This window comes from Cellvibrio sp. GW822-FHT04B05 (genome assembly GCF_058800985.1).
Genome location: NZ_JBXAMU010000002.1, coordinates 508,979 through 527,622, shown reverse-complemented (window position 1 = coordinate 527,622; position 18,644 = coordinate 508,979). Strand labels below are relative to the sequence as shown.

Annotated in this window: 18 protein-coding genes; 8 read left to right on the top strand and 10 right to left on the bottom strand. The window is 47.3% G+C overall.

The features are described from left to right. Nucleotides 1-8 precede the first annotated feature (8 nt). Both AC1RJL_RS07860 and AC1RJL_RS07855 read right to left on the bottom strand, forming a co-directional pair. Complete coding sequence (locus AC1RJL_RS07860) at nt 9-512, bottom strand: DUF934 domain-containing protein (RefSeq protein ID WP_492912637.1); 504 nt, start codon at nt 510-512, stop codon at nt 9-11. Then, the gene (locus AC1RJL_RS07855) at nt 496-2,160 is read right to left on the bottom strand and encodes a nitrite/sulfite reductase (protein WP_492912635.1); all 1,665 of its coding nucleotides are present in this window, start codon (nt 2,158-2,160) and stop codon (nt 496-498) included. The genes AC1RJL_RS07860 and AC1RJL_RS07855 overlap by 17 nt, the downstream gene beginning before the upstream one ends. A 279-nt stretch (nt 2,161-2,439) precedes the next feature. Here AC1RJL_RS07855 and AC1RJL_RS07850 point away from each other — a divergent pair, with 279 nt between their 5' ends. Together AC1RJL_RS07850 and AC1RJL_RS07845 are read left to right on the top strand one after the other, a co-directional pair. Further along, nucleotides 2,440-3,105 (top strand): RluA family pseudouridine synthase, encoded by a 666-nt coding sequence (locus tag AC1RJL_RS07850; RefSeq protein ID WP_492912633.1) that lies wholly within the window; start codon nt 2,440-2,442, stop codon nt 3,103-3,105. Between the two features lie 185 nt (nt 3,106-3,290). Beyond that, nucleotides 3,291-4,307, top strand: a complete 1,017-nt coding sequence (locus AC1RJL_RS07845) for a glycoside hydrolase family 16 protein (RefSeq protein WP_492912631.1) — start codon at nt 3,291-3,293, stop codon at nt 4,305-4,307. A gap of 109 nt (nt 4,308-4,416) precedes the next feature. Here AC1RJL_RS07845 and AC1RJL_RS07840 read toward each other — a convergent pair whose 3' ends face one another. The 4 genes from AC1RJL_RS07840 to AC1RJL_RS07825 all read right to left on the bottom strand — a co-directional run bounded on the left by AC1RJL_RS07840 (nt 4,417) and on the right by AC1RJL_RS07825 (nt 8,391). Next, nucleotides 4,417-6,057: a cation acetate symporter gene (locus tag AC1RJL_RS07840; protein WP_492912629.1), complete on the bottom strand. Its 1,641-nt coding sequence runs from the start codon at nt 6,055-6,057 to the stop codon at nt 4,417-4,419. Then, a complete protein-coding gene (locus AC1RJL_RS07835; protein WP_492912627.1) occupies nt 6,054-6,359 on the bottom strand; it encodes a DUF485 domain-containing protein in 306 nt (101 codons plus the stop codon). Before AC1RJL_RS07835 ends, AC1RJL_RS07840 begins: the two co-directional genes overlap by 4 nt. Nucleotides 6,360-6,623: 264 nt before the next feature. Further along, entirely contained in the window at nt 6,624-7,220 is a 597-nt protein-coding gene (locus tag AC1RJL_RS07830) for a response regulator transcription factor (protein ID WP_492912625.1), read from the bottom strand. Between the two features lie 73 nt (nt 7,221-7,293). Next, nucleotides 7,294-8,391, bottom strand: coding sequence for a sensor histidine kinase (locus AC1RJL_RS07825; protein WP_492912623.1), 1,098 nt, complete (start codon nt 8,389-8,391; stop codon nt 7,294-7,296). A gap of 300 nt (nt 8,392-8,691) precedes the next feature. Here AC1RJL_RS07825 and AC1RJL_RS07820 point away from each other — a divergent pair, with 300 nt between their 5' ends. After that, nucleotides 8,692-9,615, top strand: a complete 924-nt coding sequence (locus tag AC1RJL_RS07820) for a carboxylesterase family protein (RefSeq protein WP_492912621.1) — start codon at nt 8,692-8,694, stop codon at nt 9,613-9,615. Between the two features lie 92 nt (nt 9,616-9,707). On the opposite strand, the gene AC1RJL_RS07815 is transcribed toward AC1RJL_RS07820, so the two are convergent. Beyond that, on the bottom strand, nt 9,708-10,649 hold the full coding sequence (locus tag AC1RJL_RS07815) for a LysR family transcriptional regulator (RefSeq protein WP_492912619.1): 942 nt from the start codon (nt 10,647-10,649) through the stop codon (nt 9,708-9,710). Nucleotides 10,650-10,741: 92 nt separating this feature from the next. Between AC1RJL_RS07815 and AC1RJL_RS07810 the strand changes: the two genes are divergently transcribed. From AC1RJL_RS07810 to AC1RJL_RS07790, 5 genes are all read left to right on the top strand, one after another. Then, entirely contained in the window at nt 10,742-11,794 is a 1,053-nt protein-coding gene (locus AC1RJL_RS07810) for an aromatic ring-hydroxylating dioxygenase subunit alpha (protein WP_492912617.1), read from the top strand. 8 nt (nt 11,795-11,802) lie between these two features. Then, nucleotides 11,803-12,774: a PDR/VanB family oxidoreductase gene (locus AC1RJL_RS07805; RefSeq protein WP_492912615.1), complete on the top strand. Its 972-nt coding sequence runs from the start codon at nt 11,803-11,805 to the stop codon at nt 12,772-12,774. 83 nt (nt 12,775-12,857) lie between these two features. After that, on the top strand, nt 12,858-13,451 hold the full coding sequence (locus AC1RJL_RS07800) for a DUF1543 domain-containing protein (protein ID WP_492912613.1): 594 nt from the start codon (nt 12,858-12,860) through the stop codon (nt 13,449-13,451). A gap of 164 nt (nt 13,452-13,615) precedes the next feature. Beyond that, on the top strand, nt 13,616-14,476 hold the full coding sequence (locus AC1RJL_RS07795) for an SPFH domain-containing protein (RefSeq protein ID WP_492912611.1): 861 nt from the start codon (nt 13,616-13,618) through the stop codon (nt 14,474-14,476). 14 nt (nt 14,477-14,490) lie between these two features. After that, a complete protein-coding gene (locus AC1RJL_RS07790) occupies nt 14,491-14,706 on the top strand; it encodes a type II toxin-antitoxin system antitoxin (RefSeq protein WP_492912609.1) in 216 nt (71 codons plus the stop codon). Nucleotides 14,707-14,764: 58 nt separating this feature from the next. On the opposite strand, the gene AC1RJL_RS07785 is transcribed toward AC1RJL_RS07790, so the two are convergent. The 3 genes from AC1RJL_RS07785 to AC1RJL_RS07775 form a co-directional block, all read right to left on the bottom strand. Beyond that, a complete protein-coding gene (locus tag AC1RJL_RS07785) occupies nt 14,765-15,484 on the bottom strand; it encodes a GntR family transcriptional regulator (protein WP_492912607.1) in 720 nt (239 codons plus the stop codon). Nucleotides 15,485-15,725: 241 nt separating this feature from the next. Continuing rightward, the gene (locus AC1RJL_RS07780; RefSeq protein ID WP_492912605.1) at nt 15,726-16,046 is read right to left on the bottom strand and encodes a hypothetical protein; all 321 of its coding nucleotides are present in this window, start codon (nt 16,044-16,046) and stop codon (nt 15,726-15,728) included. A gap of 17 nt (nt 16,047-16,063) precedes the next feature. Beyond that, nucleotides 16,064-18,643, bottom strand: coding sequence for a DUF349 domain-containing protein (locus tag AC1RJL_RS07775; protein ID WP_492912603.1), 2,580 nt, complete (start codon nt 18,641-18,643; stop codon nt 16,064-16,066). Nucleotide 18,644 lies beyond the last annotated feature (1 nt).

The window sequence follows — 18,644 nt, the reverse complement described above, 5'->3', positions numbered from 1 at the left end:
TTACAATATTACGCGCGACGACGGAACAGTGGCAGCGGTTGATCAACCGACGCTTGGTAATATTCCTGTAAATCGCTGAGCGATTTTACTGCCTCTTCCAGATTGGTTTCCGGGTTGGCAAATGCAAATGCATTTACACCGCAGCGGCGCAGATAACAAAGTTGATCGCGAATAAAATTACCCACTGCGCGCAACTCACCGGTAAAGCCATAACGCTCGCGCAACAAACGCGCGGTTGAGAATGAGCGACCATCCATAAACAGCGGGAAGTTTACGCCGATTACCGCAAAACGATTTGCATCGTCACCGATCAATTCAGCACCTTCATCGCTATCAAACCATACACCTATATCTGAGCGGTTTTGCAATTGGTTTTTTTGCGCGAGCCACACTGCAACTGGAATCAACACCTGGCCTGCAGGTATTTCAATTGCTGCTGCTTCACCTTCGGCTTTGGCAACCAGTGTCCAGGTATCATCCTGGATAAGGCCATCTTTAATTAGCTTTTGCATAGACTTTCTCCTTGAAGGGAGCTGCACCTATACGGCGATAGGTATCGATAAATAATTCTTCCGCAGTGCGATTGGCGACGTACACATCCACAATTTTCTGGATAACCGCAGGCATATCATCAGCACCGAATGAGGGACCAAGTACATCGCCGAGTGATGCGTCGTTGCTGGCGCTGCCGCCCAACTGTACCTGATAGAATTCTTTGCCGGATTTGTCTACACCGAGAATACCGATATGGCCGACGTGATGATGACCGCAAGCATTCATGCAACCGGAAATATTCAGGTCGATATCGCCAAGATCATAGACATAATCCAGATCATCAAATTGGCGTTGGATAGCTTCGGCAATCGGAATTGATTTGGCATTAGCGAGTGAGCAGAAATCACCGCCGGGACAGCAAATGATATCGGTAATAGTACCGATGTTGGGGGTCGCAAAACCGGCCGCTTTACATTCTTGCCACAAAGCAAACAGCTCGGTCTTTTTCACATCGGCAAGTACGATATTTTGTTCGTGTGTTGTGCGCGCTTCGCCGAAACTGTATTTATCAGCAAGGTTTGCGATAATTTCCAGTTGCGAATCGGTGATATCACCAGGCGCAACGCCGGTTGGTTTCAGCGAGAGGGTAACTGACGCATAACCGGGAATTTTGTGTTCGCGTATATTGCGTTGCAACCATTTGCTGAAAGCAACGCTATCAGCAGCTTGTGCATCTACCGCTGCTTGCGCAGCAGCGTTATCAATTTGCTCATAAGCCGGTGCAGTGAAGAAGCCTTTAGCGCGTTGTATTTCTGCCTGCGTCAGCTTGTTGTAACCATCTTTCAAATGTTGCCATTCATCTTCCACTTTTTGGGCAAAGACCTCTGGCGTTAGCGCGCGCACCAGAATTTTGATACGGGCTTTGTATTTGTTATCGCGACGACCGAAGAGGTTGTACACACGCAAAATCGCTTCGAGGTAAGAGAGCAAATCTTCTTCCGGCAGGAATTCACGAATCGCCACACCGATAACCGGTGTACGGCCCAAGCCGCCACCGACAAACACTTTAAAGCCCACTTCGCCTTTATCGTTGAATACAACTTCCAGGCCGATATCGTGCACTTGCACGGCGGCGCGGTCTTGCGTTGAACCGGTAACGGCGATTTTGAATTTGCGCGGCAAGAATGCGAATTCAGGGTGGAAGCTGGACCACTGGCGAATAATTTCGCAGTAAGGGCGCGGATCGATGACTTCATCGGGCGCGACGCCGGCAAACTGATCGGACGTAGTGTTGCGGATGCAGTTACCGCTGGACTGGGTGCCGTGCATTCCTACTTCGGCCAATTCGGAGAGGATATCCGGTACTTCGGTCAGATCCGGCCAATTGTATTGGATGTTTTGACGAGTACTGACATGGCAGTAGCCTTTATCGTAATGGCGGGCGATATGGGCCAGCTTGCGCAGTTGGGTAGAGTTGATCATCCCGTAGGGGACGTTGATGCGCAGCATGGGCGCCAAACGTTGTACGTAAAGGCCATTTTGCAAGCGCAATGGCAAGAACTGTTCGGGCGGAAGCTCCCCTGCAAGGAAGCGTTCGGTCTGGCCACGGAACTGGGCGATACGCTGGCGCAGAATGCTGTGGTCGTAATCGTCGTAGATATACATGGAGCTAAATACCTATCAAATGTAAGCCACACGGAATGGCAAAGGTAAAGGCCATCACGGTTGGAATGGCTCTGTAGGCTAAAAATCGAGGCGCAAATAATACAGGAAAAGTGGTTTTTCAGCGACTGTTGCGGCGGCACGATAGCAGTAGCCTATACCGAAGTGAACAAACCTTTGTGACTAACTTTGTTCCTGTAGGTTATGACACGCAAGTTTATTGGGTTTGAGCTGGTATTATGGCGTTATTGATTTTTTGTCTATCTATTATCGATTTCACTTATGCAACCGGATATTGAGCAATTATTCATTCTCCCACCCTGTGATGGAGAGATAGAAATCTTACAAGAAACACAGGATTTCCTCCTGATTAACAAGCCTGCGCGCTTGCTCAGCGTACCGGGTCGCCATCCGCAAAACCGCGATTCGGTGATTAGTCGGCTGTTACCTGATTATGCCGGTGCCGAGATTGTCCATCGGCTGGATTTTGATACCTCCGGGGTGATGGTGATTCCGCTTAATAAGCCTGCGCTCTCCCATATCAGCAAGCAATTCCAGGCGCGTACGGTAAGCAAACATTACACCGCGGTGGTTGCGGGATTAATAGAACGAGATGAGAGGATTATCGATTTGCCTATCGCCTCCGCCGAGGGGCCTAAATACAAAATCTGCCAAGCGACAGGCAAACCCTCGATTACCGAATACCGCGTCCTGGCTCATGATCCAGCGGCGGGAACAACACGGGTATTTCTGCACCCGATTACCGGGCGCTCCCATCAACTGCGTTTGCACCTGCAGGCGATAGGGCATCCTATTCTGGGATGCGAATTCTATGGCGGTGATTATGCCAAAGCGACTGATCGGTTGCTGTTGCATGCGACTGATCTCCAGTTTGCCCACCCTGTGTCAGGGCAACTGGTATTTGTAGAATCGCCTCCCGATTTTTAATCGGCCAATGCTTGCCAATTGGCCTTAAAGTGAAACAGACATTTTCACTTTGGATTAACTTATGTAAATCCACGTTAAATTCCCGATTTCCTGTAGTGAATGATTTGACAACGTTGTCTGTAATGCGAGAAATTTACCTTTTGCAAGTAATCACCAATAATCAACCACGACGATAGGATAACAATATGGGGCACCATCGTATTTTTTTTGCCAGCATTCTCACTGCATCAATTGCGTTTGTCGGCTGCGATTCGAAAACTGACTCGACAATCGAACAAGCATCCACACCAGCAGAAACCAAAGCAGTAGAACCTGCTGCAGTTCCCGTGACAGTTCCTGCGACAGCAGCAGTTTTTTTTGACGATTTCAGTTATCAGGATATTAACGCATTCCATAACAATGGCTGGAAGGTAAGAACCGAAACCGGTCATCCGGGCATCAAAGGGGCGACCTGGTCGGCAGAGGGCTTGTCTTTCCATGCGGATATTCCGGATACCGAAGCAGGTGCAGTCAGAATGAGTTCGGTCACCAATGGTACCGGTGAAAAAACCCGTCACACGCAATTTTGCCATGCGCGTAAATATCGCGAGGGCACCTACGCCGCGCGCATTTTTTTCCGCGATGAGCCGAGCTCGGGACCGGATGGGGATGAAGTTATCCAGACCTTCTACGCCATCAGCCCACTCAAAGCACCCATGGATAAAGATTACAGCGAGACCGATTTTGAATATCTGCCGAACGGTGGTTGGGGCGAAAATACCAAACCTGCGATGTGGACTACCACGTGGGATACTTTCCAGTTGGAGCCCTGGACCAAAGTGAATGAGTTCACTCGCCAAGAAGGTAGTTATGCCGGTTGGCGGACGCTGGTGTTAACCGTTGCCGACAACAAAGTCACTTACTATGTCGATGGCAAATTATTCTCCGAACACACCAGCGCTGTATACCCGGAAGATTTTATGTCGATCAACTTTAACTTGTGGTTTATGCCCAAGGGCGCTGACGGTTCTCAGGGACCGGTGGACTCTCCTGAACTGCGTGAATATCAGGAAGATATCGATTGGGTATTTTTCCAGGAAGGGGTAGCCATCACTACGGCGGAAGTGGAAGCGCAAATCGCCGATATGCGCAGTAAAAAAGTGGCTTATATCGACAATGTGAAAGAACAAAACCCGGCATTACCATCGCCGTGCGGGCTTTAATTGCCGCTTATTGAAGACACGCCTATTACCAATAATTAATTCCCTCCTTGAGTATCAACAACTGCAAGTGCATCTAACCGGATGCACTTGCAGCTGCCAATTGTGCAGCTTAATGCTGTGAAGCTTCAGATGCTCCAATCCCGGTTTGCGAACGCACAAATTGTGCATCAAACGATGCTTGTTCAGTCGCTGCTGCCGCTGATTTATCGGTGATAGAGAAAAACCAAATGCCGATAAATGCCATGCTTACCGAAAATATTGCTGGATACTTGTAAGGGAAAATTGCGTCGGTAAATCCGAATGCATCCACCCAGACAGTTGGGCCAAGCACGACGAGAATCACCGCCGTGAACAACCCTAAACCACCACCGATAACAGCGCCGCGTGTGGTCAGTTTTCGCCAGTACATACTCAGCAGCAGGATAGGAAAGTTAGCACTGGCGGCAACGCAGAATGCAAGGCCTACCATAAACGCAACGTTTTGTTTTTCAAAGACGATGCCGAGCAACACCGCAATTACACCGAGGCAAACGGTGGCGATACGTGATGCACGGATTTCTTTTTTCTCGTCGTGATTACCTTTTAATACCAAGGTTGCGTAAAGGTCATGGGAGATGGCGCTTGAACCTGCCAGGGTCAAACCTGATACCACCGCGAGAATCGTGGCGAAGGCCACTGCTGAAATAAAGCCCAGCAATACATCGCCACCCAAAGCGTGGGACAAATGGATCGCCGCCATATTGGCACCGCCAATCAATGCACCCTCGCTGAAGTAGTCCGGATTTTTCAGCAGCAGAATAATCGCGCCGAAGCCGATGATGAAAGTGAGGATATAGAAATAGCCGATAAATCCTGTTGCATAAAATACCGAGCGACGCGCTTGTACGGCATCTTTCACGGTGAAGAAACGCATCAAAATATGCGGCAAGCCGGCAGTACCAAACATCAATGCGATGCCGAGTGAAATTGCCGAAATAGGATCGCTGACTAAAGTCCCTGGTGCCATAATCGCATCTGCTTTTGCGTGGACTTTTACTGCTTCGGAAAACAGGCTTTCAAAACTGAAGCCAAATTGCGCCATCACCAAAATTGCCATCAGCGATGCGCCGGACAATAATAAAATCGCTTTTATTAATTGCACCCAGGTAGTGGCGAGCATTCCGCCAAAGGTTACGTAGAGTGTCATCAATACGCCAACGATCACTACTGCCGCTTCGTAAGGCAAACCAAATAGCAATTCAATTAATTTGCCGGCGCCGACCATCTGCGCAATTAAATAAAATATAACGGTAACCAATGAGCCGCTGGCGGCGAGTATGCGAATGGGCTTTTGTTGTAGCCTGAATGACGCTACATCCGCAAATGTGTATTTGCCCAGGTTGCGCAGCGGTTCTGCGATGAGCACCAGTACAATTGGCCAGCCGACTAAAAATCCAATCGCATAAATCAAGCCATCAAAGCCGGATGTGTATACCAATCCCGCAATCCCTAAAAAAGATGCAGCCGACATGTAATCGCCCGCAATGGCGAGGCCGTTTTGGAATCCGGTAATACCGCCGCCAGCAGCGTAAAAATCGCTGGCAGTTTTGGTTCGGCGTGCTGCCCAATAGGTAATGCCGAGTGTTACAGCGACGAACGCCAGGAACATAATGATGGCAATCGTATTGACACTTTTTTCGCTGCTAGCCTGCGCCCAGGCGCACGTTGCCATTGCCGATAATATGAGTGCGAGAGGTGCATTGTATTTCATGCTTTGCCTCCTGCTTTTTTCACAATCGCCTGGGTCAACGGCTCTAAGACGCGGTTCGCGTAGTAGACATAAATGCCGGTGATTACCATACAAAAGAGAATGATGCCAAGCCCCAGCACCATACCGATGGAGGTAACACCATTCCCTATAGGATTGCCGAGTAGGGCAGGTTCAAACGCGATAGTGAGGATCAGTGCGAAGTAGGCAACAATGACAGCCAATGATAGGGGCCACATAATTTTTTTGCGTGCGCGGGTCAGGGCCGCGTACTCCGGCAATTGCCGGATAGTGTCAGTCTGCATGCTAGGTTTCCCTGTTTTTTTGTAGGTTATGGGGTGGACGTGGTGCACAAGCGGCTGCTGATTCCGATGTGTTTTGCCTCGGTCAGTTATACCACTCGGTCTTACTGATTTTTTATCGGTCGTTATCGCTGTGATGAGTCGCTGCCGGAACAGCAGCTTAAGGGGATTCTAGCAGCCATTTTGCTGCTACAGGAATATCGGGCGGGATAAAATTCGTAAACTTGCATACAAGCTGGCAATCTTTGGATCCTAACCTTTTGGCTATCAGATCCAGCCTTTTTGGCGGGCGATGCGTGCGGCATCTACGCGGTTGGCCGCATGCAGTTTGGCAATGGCCTCAGAGAGATAATTGCGCACAGTTCCTTCGGATAGACACAATACGGTAGCAATCTCCGCAGTGGTTTTTCCCTCGGCGGCCAAGCGCAGGGCACGGCGTTCTTTATCGTTGAGCGGATCACTTTCACCCAATGCCATCATGGCGAGTTCACCATCAATAACACGCTTTCCATCCATGACTTTGTAGATGGCCTGGATCAATTGCTCTGAGGGTGCGTCTTTCAATAAAAATCCGGCAACGCCCATATCAATAGCGCGGCGAATATAACCGGAGCGGCCAAAGGTGGTAATAATAATAGTCTTGGTTGGCAATTTTTGTTGTAAAACCCACTGTGCCAATTCAAGACCGGATCGGCCGGGCATTTCAATGTCGGTCAGTAAAATGTCGTAACTGTTTTGTTTCATCAGCAGCCAGGCGCGATCGCCGTCTTCCGCTTGGGTAATTTCAAATCCCTCTTCCATGCCGAGCAAGGCAGCTAATGCGCCGCGCACCATTGATTGATCTTCAGCCAATAAAATTTTCATAGTCCCGTTTACTCTTGCCTAAAATGCGCCCTTGTTTCAGGTGTACTCTTTTTTCAGGTGCAATGTTTAACGTCTAGTCTTGCTGGTGCAATTCCTTGCGTGGCAAGGAAATAATAAATTCACAGCCTTTACTAATAGAGGATTGCAAATCGCCCGTCAGTGCGTTGAGCCGCTCTTGTATACCTTGCAAACCATTGCCGGGAATCAATGATTTAACCGCACCGTTATCGCGCATACGCACTAAAATTTTGTCGCAACTCTGTTGGAATTCAATCTGGCAATGATTGCCATTGCTGTGGCGCAAGATATTTGTCGTGAGTTCGGTCAAGGCCAAAATGATTGCTGTTTCGGCGCGCGGGGAAAGTTGGGGGATTTCCCCATTAAGGTCGACCAAAAAACCGTTTTGGCGCAACTTCTCGCAGAGTTCCATCACCTCACCAGAAAGGCCGCGATGTTTGTAACCCGATACTGTCTGACGTACCAGGCTCAAACTATTACGCGCAATTTGATGCAGTTCAGACAAATGTTGTTTGGCGTTATCCAATTTTTCCTGGGCCAATAACTTTTCAGCCAGCTCCGCTTTCAATGCAATGCTCGATAAGGTATGGCCGAGGATATCGTGCAGGTCGCGTGCAATGCGTTCGCGTTCGGCGATCACTGCGAGCTGTTCAATTTCTTGCCGGCTTTTTAATTGGCTGGTGCGCGCTTCCATGCGAATTCTTTCAACGTAACCGATGATGCTGATGGTAACCAGACCTGAAAGAGCGGGAAGGGCAAAGAATGGAAATTGGTAATTAAAATAAAAATGCATGGCTGCGATTATTAATACCAAGCCAGCGAGGATGGTCATCCAGATTCTGGTGCGATAAAAATATCCGATCAGAAATCCGATGTAGGAAAAAAAAGTACTGGACCCGGGAGTGTAGGGGGTAATTGCAATAGCGAGAATCGTTAATGCCAAAATCGGTTTCCAGATATGGCGCGATTGCAGGGTTATCGCCCATAAATAAAGCGCGACAAACACGCAGTAGACGCCTATGAGCAAAACATAAGCTGTGCCACTGAATGGCATGTAATAAATGGGCACAAAATACCAAAGGCTGAATATCAGCCAAACCCAGGATTTGGCAGAGTGAATGGAGCCTATGCATTGGTTGGTATTGTGATTCATAGTGTTGTCTGCGTGATGGTATTGATATCAGTCTATTATGTATCCGCTGCCTGTCCGTTGCGATTCTTCCTGATGACCATTTGATAATTCATTCTCTGCGTCATCAGGTTAGTCTGATCCTTAATCCATGGCGATGCCAGCCTCGAAAGTCACTATTGTCTTGTGACAATTGTCAGGCGGTCGCTATATTGATGAATCGAGCAGGGCATGGGGTTAAGAAGCGCAAAAACACTTGTTGTTTAGCTGCTGTAATTCATTCTGGTCAGGGTTTTCCTAATAGTAATAACAACAGGATCTATCATGAAACTGCGAGTTCTTTTGGTCGTTTTATTGGTTGCCGGAGTGAGCGGATGTACTAATGTGCAGACTGCCAAGACACCATCGACCGAGCAACTTTTGCGCTTGTCCTACACCAGCAGTGTGGATCAACTCAAGCGTGAATACTTTGTTTACTTGCCGCGTGGTTATGAATCGCAACCCAATAAACAATGGCCGGTGCTGTTCTTTTTACATGGCAATGGTGAGCGCGGCAATGGTTTGGATGAATTGGATTATGTAATCAGTCACGGCCCGCTTTATGAAGCCTGGATTCAAAAGAAAGATTTACCATTTATTATTGTTTCCCCGCAGCTGCATATGTTCACTATGGGCAAAGTGCCCTACATCGCGAATCGCACCCGCGCGCAAATTCCGCAGCGCCTGGCGGATGGTGCGCCGCCTTATGCCCCACTTTTCGGAACACCGCAACCGATGAGTGCAGGTGAAGAAATAAAAGATATGTCTGCCGTGTCGCCGTTACTGCCAGTGGGATGGGATCAGGTGGAACAGGATTTAATGGGCATGATTAATAATGTGCAAAAAAATTATCGTACCGATACTAATCGTCTTTATATAACTGGTTTAAGTTATGGTGGATTTGGTACCTGGTATATGGCGAGTAAACATCCCGATTTATTCGCAGCAGCAGTTCCAGTTGTTGGCTGGGGTCATCCGGATTTGATGGCGCCTATCGCAAAAGCCAATATACCTGTGTGGGCATTTGCTGCAGGGCGTGATACTGCAGTACAGAAAAAATTCTTCTATGCAGGTATTAATAAACTGGAAGAATCAGGCGAGTCTGAAATCCGTTTTACTGTGCATGAAGATATGGGACATGATGCATGGAAACGTATTTATGCAAGTAAAGACCTTTACGATTGGTTGCTTGCGCAGCAGAAAAAATAATTTTTAGGAGGCAAGACTAAATTTATTTAGTCTTCAGTAATCCTATTGGTTAGCCATCATTGCGATTTATCCCGCGACGTTTGTCCATGCTATCAGGTATTTCTCTGCAATCCCAAAAATGATGGTTCTAAGCGATTCAATAACAAACTTGCCGCCAACGACAGTTGGCGGGAGCTGGCGACACACAATGAAAGGGTAAAAGGATTTATTCCAGGATCAGTAAGTTTGATAAATGCCAGCTCATCTGCATTTACCTCATTGATTACATCCAGCCAACCCAAAACTGAAATACCTAAGCCCTGAGTCACCAATGATTTAAGCATTTGTACATTATCTGACGTTGCAACAATATCCAGTTTTGTTCGCGCTGCGCTTGCTAAATCATTTACCTGGTTTGTTAGCGCCAGCGGTTCACAAGGTAAAACCAGTGGATATCCAATACATTTATTGAAACGAATATTCTGATTTTGTGCCAGTGCATGATCTGGTGCCGTCACAATACCTACTTCGATATCAATAGATTTACGCACGGCGAGATCTTTTGAGGGTTTGGGATTCAGCATAATGCCGAAATCGGCCTCTCCGGAAACAAGAGCCTGCGCAACATTTGCGTTATCGAGCACATTCAGCGTGAACGAAATACCGGGAAACTCCTGGCGAATTGCGCACACCATATCGGTAACAAAACCTTTACTTAATGCCTCGATAACCGCTATCTGCACATGACCCCGCCGCAATCCTCGCAGATCATCCATCTGTACCTTGACCCGCTCAAAATCCTTTTGCCAGCTTAATGCTGAATGCAACAGCAGTTCCCCTGCTGCCGTGAGCCGCAGTCCACTGGGTAATCGTTCAAACAAAGGGATTTCCAGCTCTTCTTCCACGATCAAAATCTGTCGGTCAATAGAGGAGGCGGATACGTGCAACTGTTCTGAAGCTTTTCGGATAGAGCCAAGCTTTGCGACGGCGCAAAAATAGCGCAGGAAGCGTGAGAATACCAAAGGTTGGATGCGGCGCTCTATATTTTGCAACATGCTATGCGATTCTATGACATGGATTAGTGCACCCAAGTCTATAACAATTTACTGGCAGAACCCATACAACCATACGTTTTTAAGGGCTTACCATGATTGCTACTGACCTGAACACCGAATTGCCTCGCAACTGTACTTTTGATTCCCATGACTGGCTCCTGCTTGCCCGGCATTGGTACCCGGTAGCTCTTGCACGCGATATCGATCAAGGCCCAGTCTCTGCCGTGCTGTTGGATGAACCCCTGGTAGTGTACCGCTCCAACAAACAAGTTGTGGTCGCAAATGACCTCTGTCCCCATCGGGGAGTGCCACTCAGTATGGGCATACAGAAGGGCGATAGAATCCAGTGCCCTTATCATGGCTTGGAATTTGGTGCTGAAGGACACTGCATGCATGTACCTGCACATCCGGACATGCAAATACCTGCAAAATTTCATCTTAAAACTTACGCTGCTGTAGAGCGGTACGGATTAATTTGGGTGTGTTTACGTCCACTTGGCAAAGAGGTGATTGAACAGCCCCAGCTACCCGATATGCCGCACTGGGATGAACCGGCGTTCCAACAAATTGTTTGCCCTACAATTGATATCTTCGGTTTTGCCGGTCGCCAGATGGAAGGCTTTCTTGATGTTGCCCATTTTGGTTTTGTGCACAAAGCAACCTTTGGTGATCCCGATAATGCGGTGGTTCCGGCTTACCACCCTGCAACAACACCTGTTGGTTTTGAAGTGGAATACCGCAGTAGTGTAGGTAACTATCCAATAGGTGCCGTTGATCGTGGTAGAGAGGGTTTCGAATGGTTGCGCCACTTCCGGGTTCACTTACCTTTTACCGCCACGCTTGAAATACATTTCCCTGAGCAGGGCCGTTTGGTGATTATGAATGCGGCTTCACCAGTCTCTGCAAAAGTCACTCGCTTGTTTGCACCTATTGCGAGAAATTTTGATAAAGAGCTTCCTGTGCAAGATGTCTACGATTTCAATCAACGTGTGTTTGAAGAGGATAAAGCGATTGTGGAATCGCAAAAGCCTGAGTGCTTACCTCTCGATCCAAAATTGGAAGCACATATTCCCGCTGATCGCAGTTCTATCGCTTATCGCAAAGGCCTTAAAACGATGGGTTTTAGCCGGTTTTTTACTGCTTAGGAAACGCCATGAAGAATTCTTTATTGGATGTGATTGTCACTGCAATTTATGTTAATGGCCAAGGCAATCTCAGTTTTCTGTTAAGCCGAGTCACTGGTGATGAACTGCCTGAATTTGAACCGGGAGCACACATTGATGTGCATACGCCACAAGGCTTGGTTCGCCAATATTCGTTATGTGGTTCACTGTCCAAGCGCGATAGTTATGAAATTTGTGTGCGCCTTGATGAAAACTCCAGGGGTGGTTCATTAGCGATGCATCATAATTTACAGGTTGGAAGTTCGCTGCAAATATCGGCGCCACGCAATAATTTCCCATTACCTTCAGCCAGTCGATACTTACTGTTTGCAGGTGGTATAGGTATCACGCCATTGATAACAATGATGGAAACAATCGTAGCGTCAGGTAAGGATGTGGAATTGCATTACTACACATCATCAATCGAGGAGTTTGCTTTTTTGCAGCGACTGCGGTCTTTGCCGCTTACGCTTAATAGTACCGTATTTTTTTATCACAGTACGGAGGGGAGTAGCTTACGAAAATCTTTACCCGCATGTTTAACCGAGCCAGATCCTGATGCGGTTATTGTTAGCTGCGGACCAAGCGGATTTATGTCGTATCTTAAAGAGCAATCAATACAAAGAGGTTGGTTAGCTACTCAAATTTTTTCGGAAAAATTCCAAGCTGACATCATGCCTGATGATATTGCGTTAGCTACATTTCAGGTGCGGATTGCGTCAACGGGGCAGCAATTTTTGATTCCGGAAGATAAAAGTATTGCAGCTGTTTTAATGGATCATGGATTTCCATTGGAGTTATCTTGCGAGCAGGGCATTTGTGGTGCCTGCTTAACACCGGTTACCTGCGGTGTTCCGGATCATCGCGATTCAGTGCAATCAGATGCAGAAAAAGCGCTTAATAACCAAATGACGCTATGTTGTTCCAGGGCAAAGAGTAAATTGCTGGTGTTGGATTTATAGCTACAGCGCGGTATATCATTACCGTGGTTTTTAGCCTGTAGATTGCCAAGTGAGGCGCTACTATACGTTTAAGCAGATACTCAATGAGTAAACTCCCCATTCCTCAACCAACGCTTTTTATGACAATGCTTGGCTGTAGACCAACAGGTCGCATCACTGAGCAGCATGATATGTTTTTTGGTGTTGCCTATGACATAACCGAGTTGGTACCCGCTATCAAGGCATCCTGGCCTGAAGCAAAAGGCAATATCCATTTGGATGCCTGGCGTAAGGTGACGTTTGTTGATGGATATTCAGTTGCGGTGGTTGATAAAAATTCAGATATTGAAGGTACTTCTGCAAATAAACTATTTTTCATCAATTTAGGTGGTTACAGACCTAATGAATTTGATGAATTTCACCATAAAATGCTGGTTGTTGCGCCGAACAAAGTAAAAGCAATTAGCAAAGCAAAAGAATCTGCGTTCTATAAAACTAATGGATTTAAAGGCGCTGCATCCCACATTGATGAAAAATATGGCATCGATGTGGATGATATTTATGAGATAAAAGACCTATTTCCGGAAACAATAAAATCACAATATCAACTGAAGTTTGAACCGGCCATAGACTCAACCCCTGATGAAATCCATTTAGGCTATATGCAGCTTCATCGTCTTAAAGATCCGTCTGAATAAGATGGTGTAAGTTGTGCACTGGACTTCCCAAGCTACTTACTGGACAAAATTCCAAATGGAACTGAAAGCTACATTGAGAGCGATAAAAAGCACTTTACAAGCGATATTTTGTATATTATTTTGATATCAAAATAATATCATTGCGGTTCACAAAGGAGCACGTCATGGTTCATGAAATAGAGGCACGCAGTGGGTCGGGTTATTTCCTGTTGGTGGTTTTGCTGGTATTGCAAGCCGCTAGTATTGGTGGAGTCTTCTTCCTGCCTGGCGCCGTAAAGGTCATCGCCATTTTGGCGGCTATCGTGGTCTTTATCTGCTGGATCGGGTTCTACATAGTGCAACCCAATCAAGGCAAGGTGCTCCAGTTATTTGGGCAGTATACAGGGACTGACCGCAATTCCGGATTGCGCTGGGCCAATCCTCTCTACAGCAAAAAATCGGTGAGTTTGCGTGTGCGCAATTTCGAATCCGGCCGACTCAAAGTAAATGACTCTAATGGCAATCCTATTGAAATCGCAGCAGTGATTGTCTGGCGCGTGGTAGATACCGCTGAAGCAGTATTTGAAGTGGATGATTACGAAAACTATGTGACTATCCAGAGCGAGGCAGCCTTGCGTAATCTGGCTACCACTTATCCCTATGAACATGACGCTGATGACAAGCGTTTATCCTTGCGCAGTGATGCCAATGCTATTGCGCTGAAATTAAAAACCGAAGTGCAAGATCGTTTGCAAAAAGCCGGTGTTGATGTGTTGGAAGCGCGCTTGAGTCACCTCGCGTATTCACCGGAAATCGCGCAAGCGATGTTACAGCGGCAGCAAGCCAGTGCGGTGCTGGCCGCGCGCAAAATAATTGTGCAGGGCGCTGTGGGTATGGTGGCTGATGCCTTGGATCAGCTACAGAACCAGGGCGTGGTAGATTTGGATGGTGAGCGTAAAGCGGCAATGGTGAGTAATTTATTGGTCGTACTCTGTGGCGATCAACAAGCTAAACCAGTGATCAATACCGGCACTATTTACTCATAACATGGGTTGTTATTGTGACTAAAAAATCATTTCCGCTGCGTATTAATGAGCAGGTTATCGCCGCGCTGCAACGCTGGGCGGATGATGATTTGCGCAGTCTCAACGCACAAATCGAATTTGTATTGCGCGATGCATTGGTAAAAAGCGGGCGGGTTAAGCTCACACAAAAAGTCGTGACGGATCTTGAATTGCAAGAGGATAATGCGGAGGAAGATCAGCGCGGCGATTAGATCCAGAAAATAAAAAAGCAGCCGAAACTGCTTTTTTATTTTCCGCTATTTTTTTAAATCAAATAAAATATTCCGGATGTTCTTGCGGAATCACTTCCAGAATATTGTAAACATCCTTCAAGTGTACGCTCATGGCTGCGGCAGATTTTTCAGCTGAGCCGGCTTTAATCGCCTTAATGATGGCGGCATGTTGGCTCAGCACACGTTTGTATTGACCGCTTACATGCAAACTCAGGTTGCGCACGCGGTCCATATGGGCCTTTTCTGCTTCGATAAAAGCGGCCACACGTGGGTATTGAGTAAAACTCGCCAGGGTTTGATGAAAGTTATCGTCGAGGTTCTGGAAAGCCAGCGCATCGTCATCAGCTGCCGCCGCCTTTTGGCCAGCGATAATTTTTTCACATGCATCGACAGCTTCGGAACGGACAGCGTCATCGGGGTTGGTTGCAAGCTGGATTACCACAGCGACTTCCAGCGCCTCGCGAATAAAGCGTGCTTCCAGAATTTTTTCCATACTGAATTTGGAAACGTAAGTCCCGCGCTGGGGCAGTACTTCAACAAAACCTATATTGGACAATTGGATCAATGCTTCGCGCACCGGGGTGCGGCTTACACCGAATTGCTGGGCGAGGGCAGTTTCGGAAATCATTTGCCCGGGAAGGAGTTCCATGCTGATAATCGCATCGCGGATAAACCCGAATATCTGGCTGGCCGCCGGGCGGTCATAGGATAAACCCCTGGACTCGGGGCGCATGCTAATCAAAGGCTGTTTAGCCACTCTGTATCTCCTCTGGATAATTCTACCGCTACTGCATATGCGGAAATAAGGGCAGATTGTGCCTTGTTACGCGTAGCTACGCCATATCAGTTTACGCGCGGCTCGCCGGGCGAGCAAAAGGATTTTGACGTCATTATGGCTAAAAGATACTTATTAGTAAAAATGTATCCAGCAATGGAACAGATTTCCATCATCATAAAGTCATAATGACAAAAAGCTTGACCCACTAGTATGCAAGAGGTTAGGATAATTCCAATGTTTGCTGTGTCATGCCGATGGCCCGGCAAACAGGGGTTGTGTTTGACCTTATTCTGGCGGAGTTTTCCGCCAGCTTTTTTAAGCTGATTGTGTTCTTGATATCGCCTTGCATCGGATTCAGTAGTAACTCTTTGTAAGCCTTATCTTTGTATAGTTGTTTGACCTCTCCCTTTATTATTGCAGCCGCTGGATTCCAGTGGCTGCTTTTTTTATTTGTCTGTAATAATTGAAGTCTTGCCAAAACGTCGATGAATGCAGCTAATAAAAAAGCGAGCCAGATACTATCTGGCTCGCTTTTTTGCAATCAATGATGAAGTTGCCTTAGCTTTTTACGCCCTGTAACCGGCTCTTATTAAAGCGGGCGAGTAGGGCGTTATAACGAGCAGTAGCAACACCACCCAGGCCAACCCATTCCAATACCAGTGGATCAAAGCTGCTATCGCGTTGCCCAAAGGCCTGCTGCATTTGTTTCACCTGATAAGCCATACGCGCTTGTTTATCTTCGGCAGGCGTTTCTATTCCCGCTAAAATTTCCGCGCGAATCGTGAGCGTTTGCAATAGATCGGTGTTGGATGTTTGGTCCACCTTGGTAATTGATCCTGCTTTATTTAAGCGCTGCTGTACCACACTGAGGCTACCGGTGGGCCAACGAGGTATATCGGCAATCAATTTTTCCAGCGCTGCTTTTTGGGTATCTAACTTTTCATCGGCTGTTTGTGCGATAACGGCCAACTCGTATTCACGCAATGCATTAATGGCAGTGAATAAATCAGTCCAACTTTGCTCTTCTGCCTGGCTGCGGGCGCTGTCGCGTTTGGTTGCGATAGCAGCAATACTTGCATTCAGTTTATTGTGCAGTACCTTGGCGGATTCTTTAGGCAAATCGAGTGCAGCGAATTCGGCTTTAATGGTCTCAATTTCTGCTTTTGCAGCATTAAGCTGTTCCAGTGGTTGTTCGGCAAATGCATTTAATTGAGCGATCAACGCTTCTGCTTGTGTAGCAACTGCCTGGCGCTGTTCTTTAGCCGCCTCAAATGCCTGGTTGCGCAGTGCGAACACGGCATCGCAGTGCTTGCGGAATTCTTGCCACAGTTGTTGATCTTCTTTATGCCAGCTTTTGCCGATGGTTTTCCATTGTGCTTGTAATTGTTTGATGGTATCGGCTGCTGCACGACTATCGTCACTGTTAATTAGCGCTGCTGCCTGTTCAATCAATGATTGTTTTGCAGCTTTGTTGCTCTCATATTCATTGGTTATTTTTCCAAACAATTGCTCCATCAAATTTTCGAATTCTTTTTGCAGCTCGTTACCTGCTTTACGTGGCACAGGCCAATAGGTTTGCCATTCAGCACGCGCGGTTTTCAATGTTTGTTCTACCTCTTTCCAAACAGCGTTGGCAAAGTCGTGGCCCTGTAAATATTGTTGCAGTTGACTGACCAGTTCACGACGCTTGTTGAGATTAGCATCGCGCTCTGCTGCCTGGGCCTCAAAAAATTCTTTGCACGGTGCGTAAGCGACGGCGGATGCGCGTTGGAATGCTTGCCACAACTCATCGTCTTGTTGTTGCACGCCTTTGCTGACTTCTTTCCAGCTGTCTTGCAGTTCGTGGACTTTGGTGGCGAGTGTTTCTGGCGCAATGGTGTTGGTTGCCAGCGCTTGCATTTGCGCAATCAATGCCTCTTTTTTCGGTGTTACGGCAAATTCATGCCAATCACCGAGTTTTACCAGCTGGGCTTCAAAATCATCGATTTTAGTTTGGATGCCTTTGGGAACATCCAGGGAAATTGCGGCCAGTTGCGCGCGTTTTTCCTGTAATTCTTTTTGGATAGCGCGGGCTTTGCGCACAAACCCTTGCTCGGCTGCCCACAAACCTTTGCGCGCCAGTTCGCTAAAATCGCGCAGGGCATTTTTGGTTGCTTGTTCCGCTTGACTGCGTTGTGCCCAGAGTTGATCCAGTTTTGCTTTGGCATCGATCAAGGTTTCAGGCAGCTCATCACCAAATTCTTTTGCCGAGCGGATAAGTTGCTGCAATTTCTGCTGGGCATTTTTTACCAGGTCAGAATCTTCAGCTTGCTCAAGTTTTTCAGCGAGTTCTTTTGCAGTACCTGAGGTTTTAATTTGATCGATAAGGTTCAGTGTTTGTTGCTTGCGATGCTCGAATTCTTTGGTGAGCCTATCCAATGGCAATTGACGATTAGCGGCAAGGCGGATGGCATTGCTCAATTCCTGGATTTTCAATTCGTAGTTGGCATTGAGCAGGTCATCTACACGCGAAGCGCGATAGACATCGCTGGCGATTTGCTTGAGGTTGTTGTAAGCCTCTTCAGCCAATTGCAATGCTTGTTGGTCAAGAGTGTTTTTCTCTTCTTCATCAGCGATAGCTTGTGCACGCGCGTTGATTTTTGCTTCACATGCGGCCAGGGCATTTTTGAATCGCTCCTGACTTGCTGTCGAGGTTTGAGCCAGTGCTGCCCACTCAGTTTGCAATGAGCTGAGTTTAGCTTTGAAAAGTGCGTCGGCTTCCAGATAAACATGGCGTTCCAGTTTTTCGCAAATGCGTTGCGCGCTGGCTTCAAACTCGGCGAGTTTTGCATCCTCAGCCTTAAACAAATCCAACTTTGTTTTTACAATTTTAAATACGGTTTTATCTTTGGCTTTTGCCGCTTTGGCAAGTTGCTCAAGCGCCTCACGGCTATGGATTTTTTCGGCAGCAGCTTGGCGCAATGGGCTGGTCGCACCTTCGCTTGCCAACTTTAACAGTTCAGTTTCATCGCTGGTTTGTTCAACAATATCCAGGCTGATAACCGGTTTGGGCGCTTTCGGTTCCGCTACGGGAATAGGAGCGGGCTTGATCGGTTCAACCTTGGTTTTTGCACCAAACAGTTTGCGTAATAATTTCATA

What these genes read in the sequence shown, in the direction of transcription:
- AC1RJL_RS07775 (WP_492912603.1), bottom strand. Translation starts at nt 18,643, where the DNA reads ATGAAATTATTACGCAAACTGTTTGGTGCAAAAACCAAGGTTGAACCG.
- AC1RJL_RS07800 (WP_492912613.1), top strand. Translation starts at nt 12,858, where the DNA reads ATGAGTAAACTCCCCATTCCTCAACCAACGCTTTTTATGACAATGCTT.
- AC1RJL_RS07820 (WP_492912621.1), top strand. Translation starts at nt 8,692, where the DNA reads ATGAAACTGCGAGTTCTTTTGGTCGTTTTATTGGTTGCCGGAGTGAGC.
- AC1RJL_RS07850 (WP_492912633.1), top strand. Translation starts at nt 2,440, where the DNA reads ATGCAACCGGATATTGAGCAATTATTCATTCTCCCACCCTGTGATGGA.
- AC1RJL_RS07840 (WP_492912629.1), bottom strand. Translation starts at nt 6,057, where the DNA reads ATGAAATACAATGCACCTCTCGCACTCATATTATCGGCAATGGCAACG.
- AC1RJL_RS07810 (WP_492912617.1), top strand. Translation starts at nt 10,742, where the DNA reads ATGATTGCTACTGACCTGAACACCGAATTGCCTCGCAACTGTACTTTT.
- AC1RJL_RS07860 (WP_492912637.1), bottom strand. Translation starts at nt 512, where the DNA reads ATGCAAAAGCTAATTAAAGATGGCCTTATCCAGGATGATACCTGGACA.
- AC1RJL_RS07795 (WP_492912611.1), top strand. Translation starts at nt 13,616, where the DNA reads ATGGTTCATGAAATAGAGGCACGCAGTGGGTCGGGTTATTTCCTGTTG.
- AC1RJL_RS07825 (WP_492912623.1), bottom strand. Translation starts at nt 8,391, where the DNA reads ATGAATCACAATACCAACCAATGCATAGGCTCCATTCACTCTGCCAAA.
- AC1RJL_RS07855 (WP_492912635.1), bottom strand. Translation starts at nt 2,160, where the DNA reads ATGTATATCTACGACGATTACGACCACAGCATTCTGCGCCAGCGTATC.
- AC1RJL_RS07830 (WP_492912625.1), bottom strand. Translation starts at nt 7,220, where the DNA reads ATGAAAATTTTATTGGCTGAAGATCAATCAATGGTGCGCGGCGCATTA.
- AC1RJL_RS07845 (WP_492912631.1), top strand. Translation starts at nt 3,291, where the DNA reads ATGGGGCACCATCGTATTTTTTTTGCCAGCATTCTCACTGCATCAATT.
- AC1RJL_RS07805 (WP_492912615.1), top strand. Translation starts at nt 11,803, where the DNA reads ATGAAGAATTCTTTATTGGATGTGATTGTCACTGCAATTTATGTTAAT.
- AC1RJL_RS07835 (WP_492912627.1), bottom strand. Translation starts at nt 6,359, where the DNA reads ATGCAGACTGACACTATCCGGCAATTGCCGGAGTACGCGGCCCTGACC.
- AC1RJL_RS07815 (WP_492912619.1), bottom strand. Translation starts at nt 10,649, where the DNA reads ATGTTGCAAAATATAGAGCGCCGCATCCAACCTTTGGTATTCTCACGC.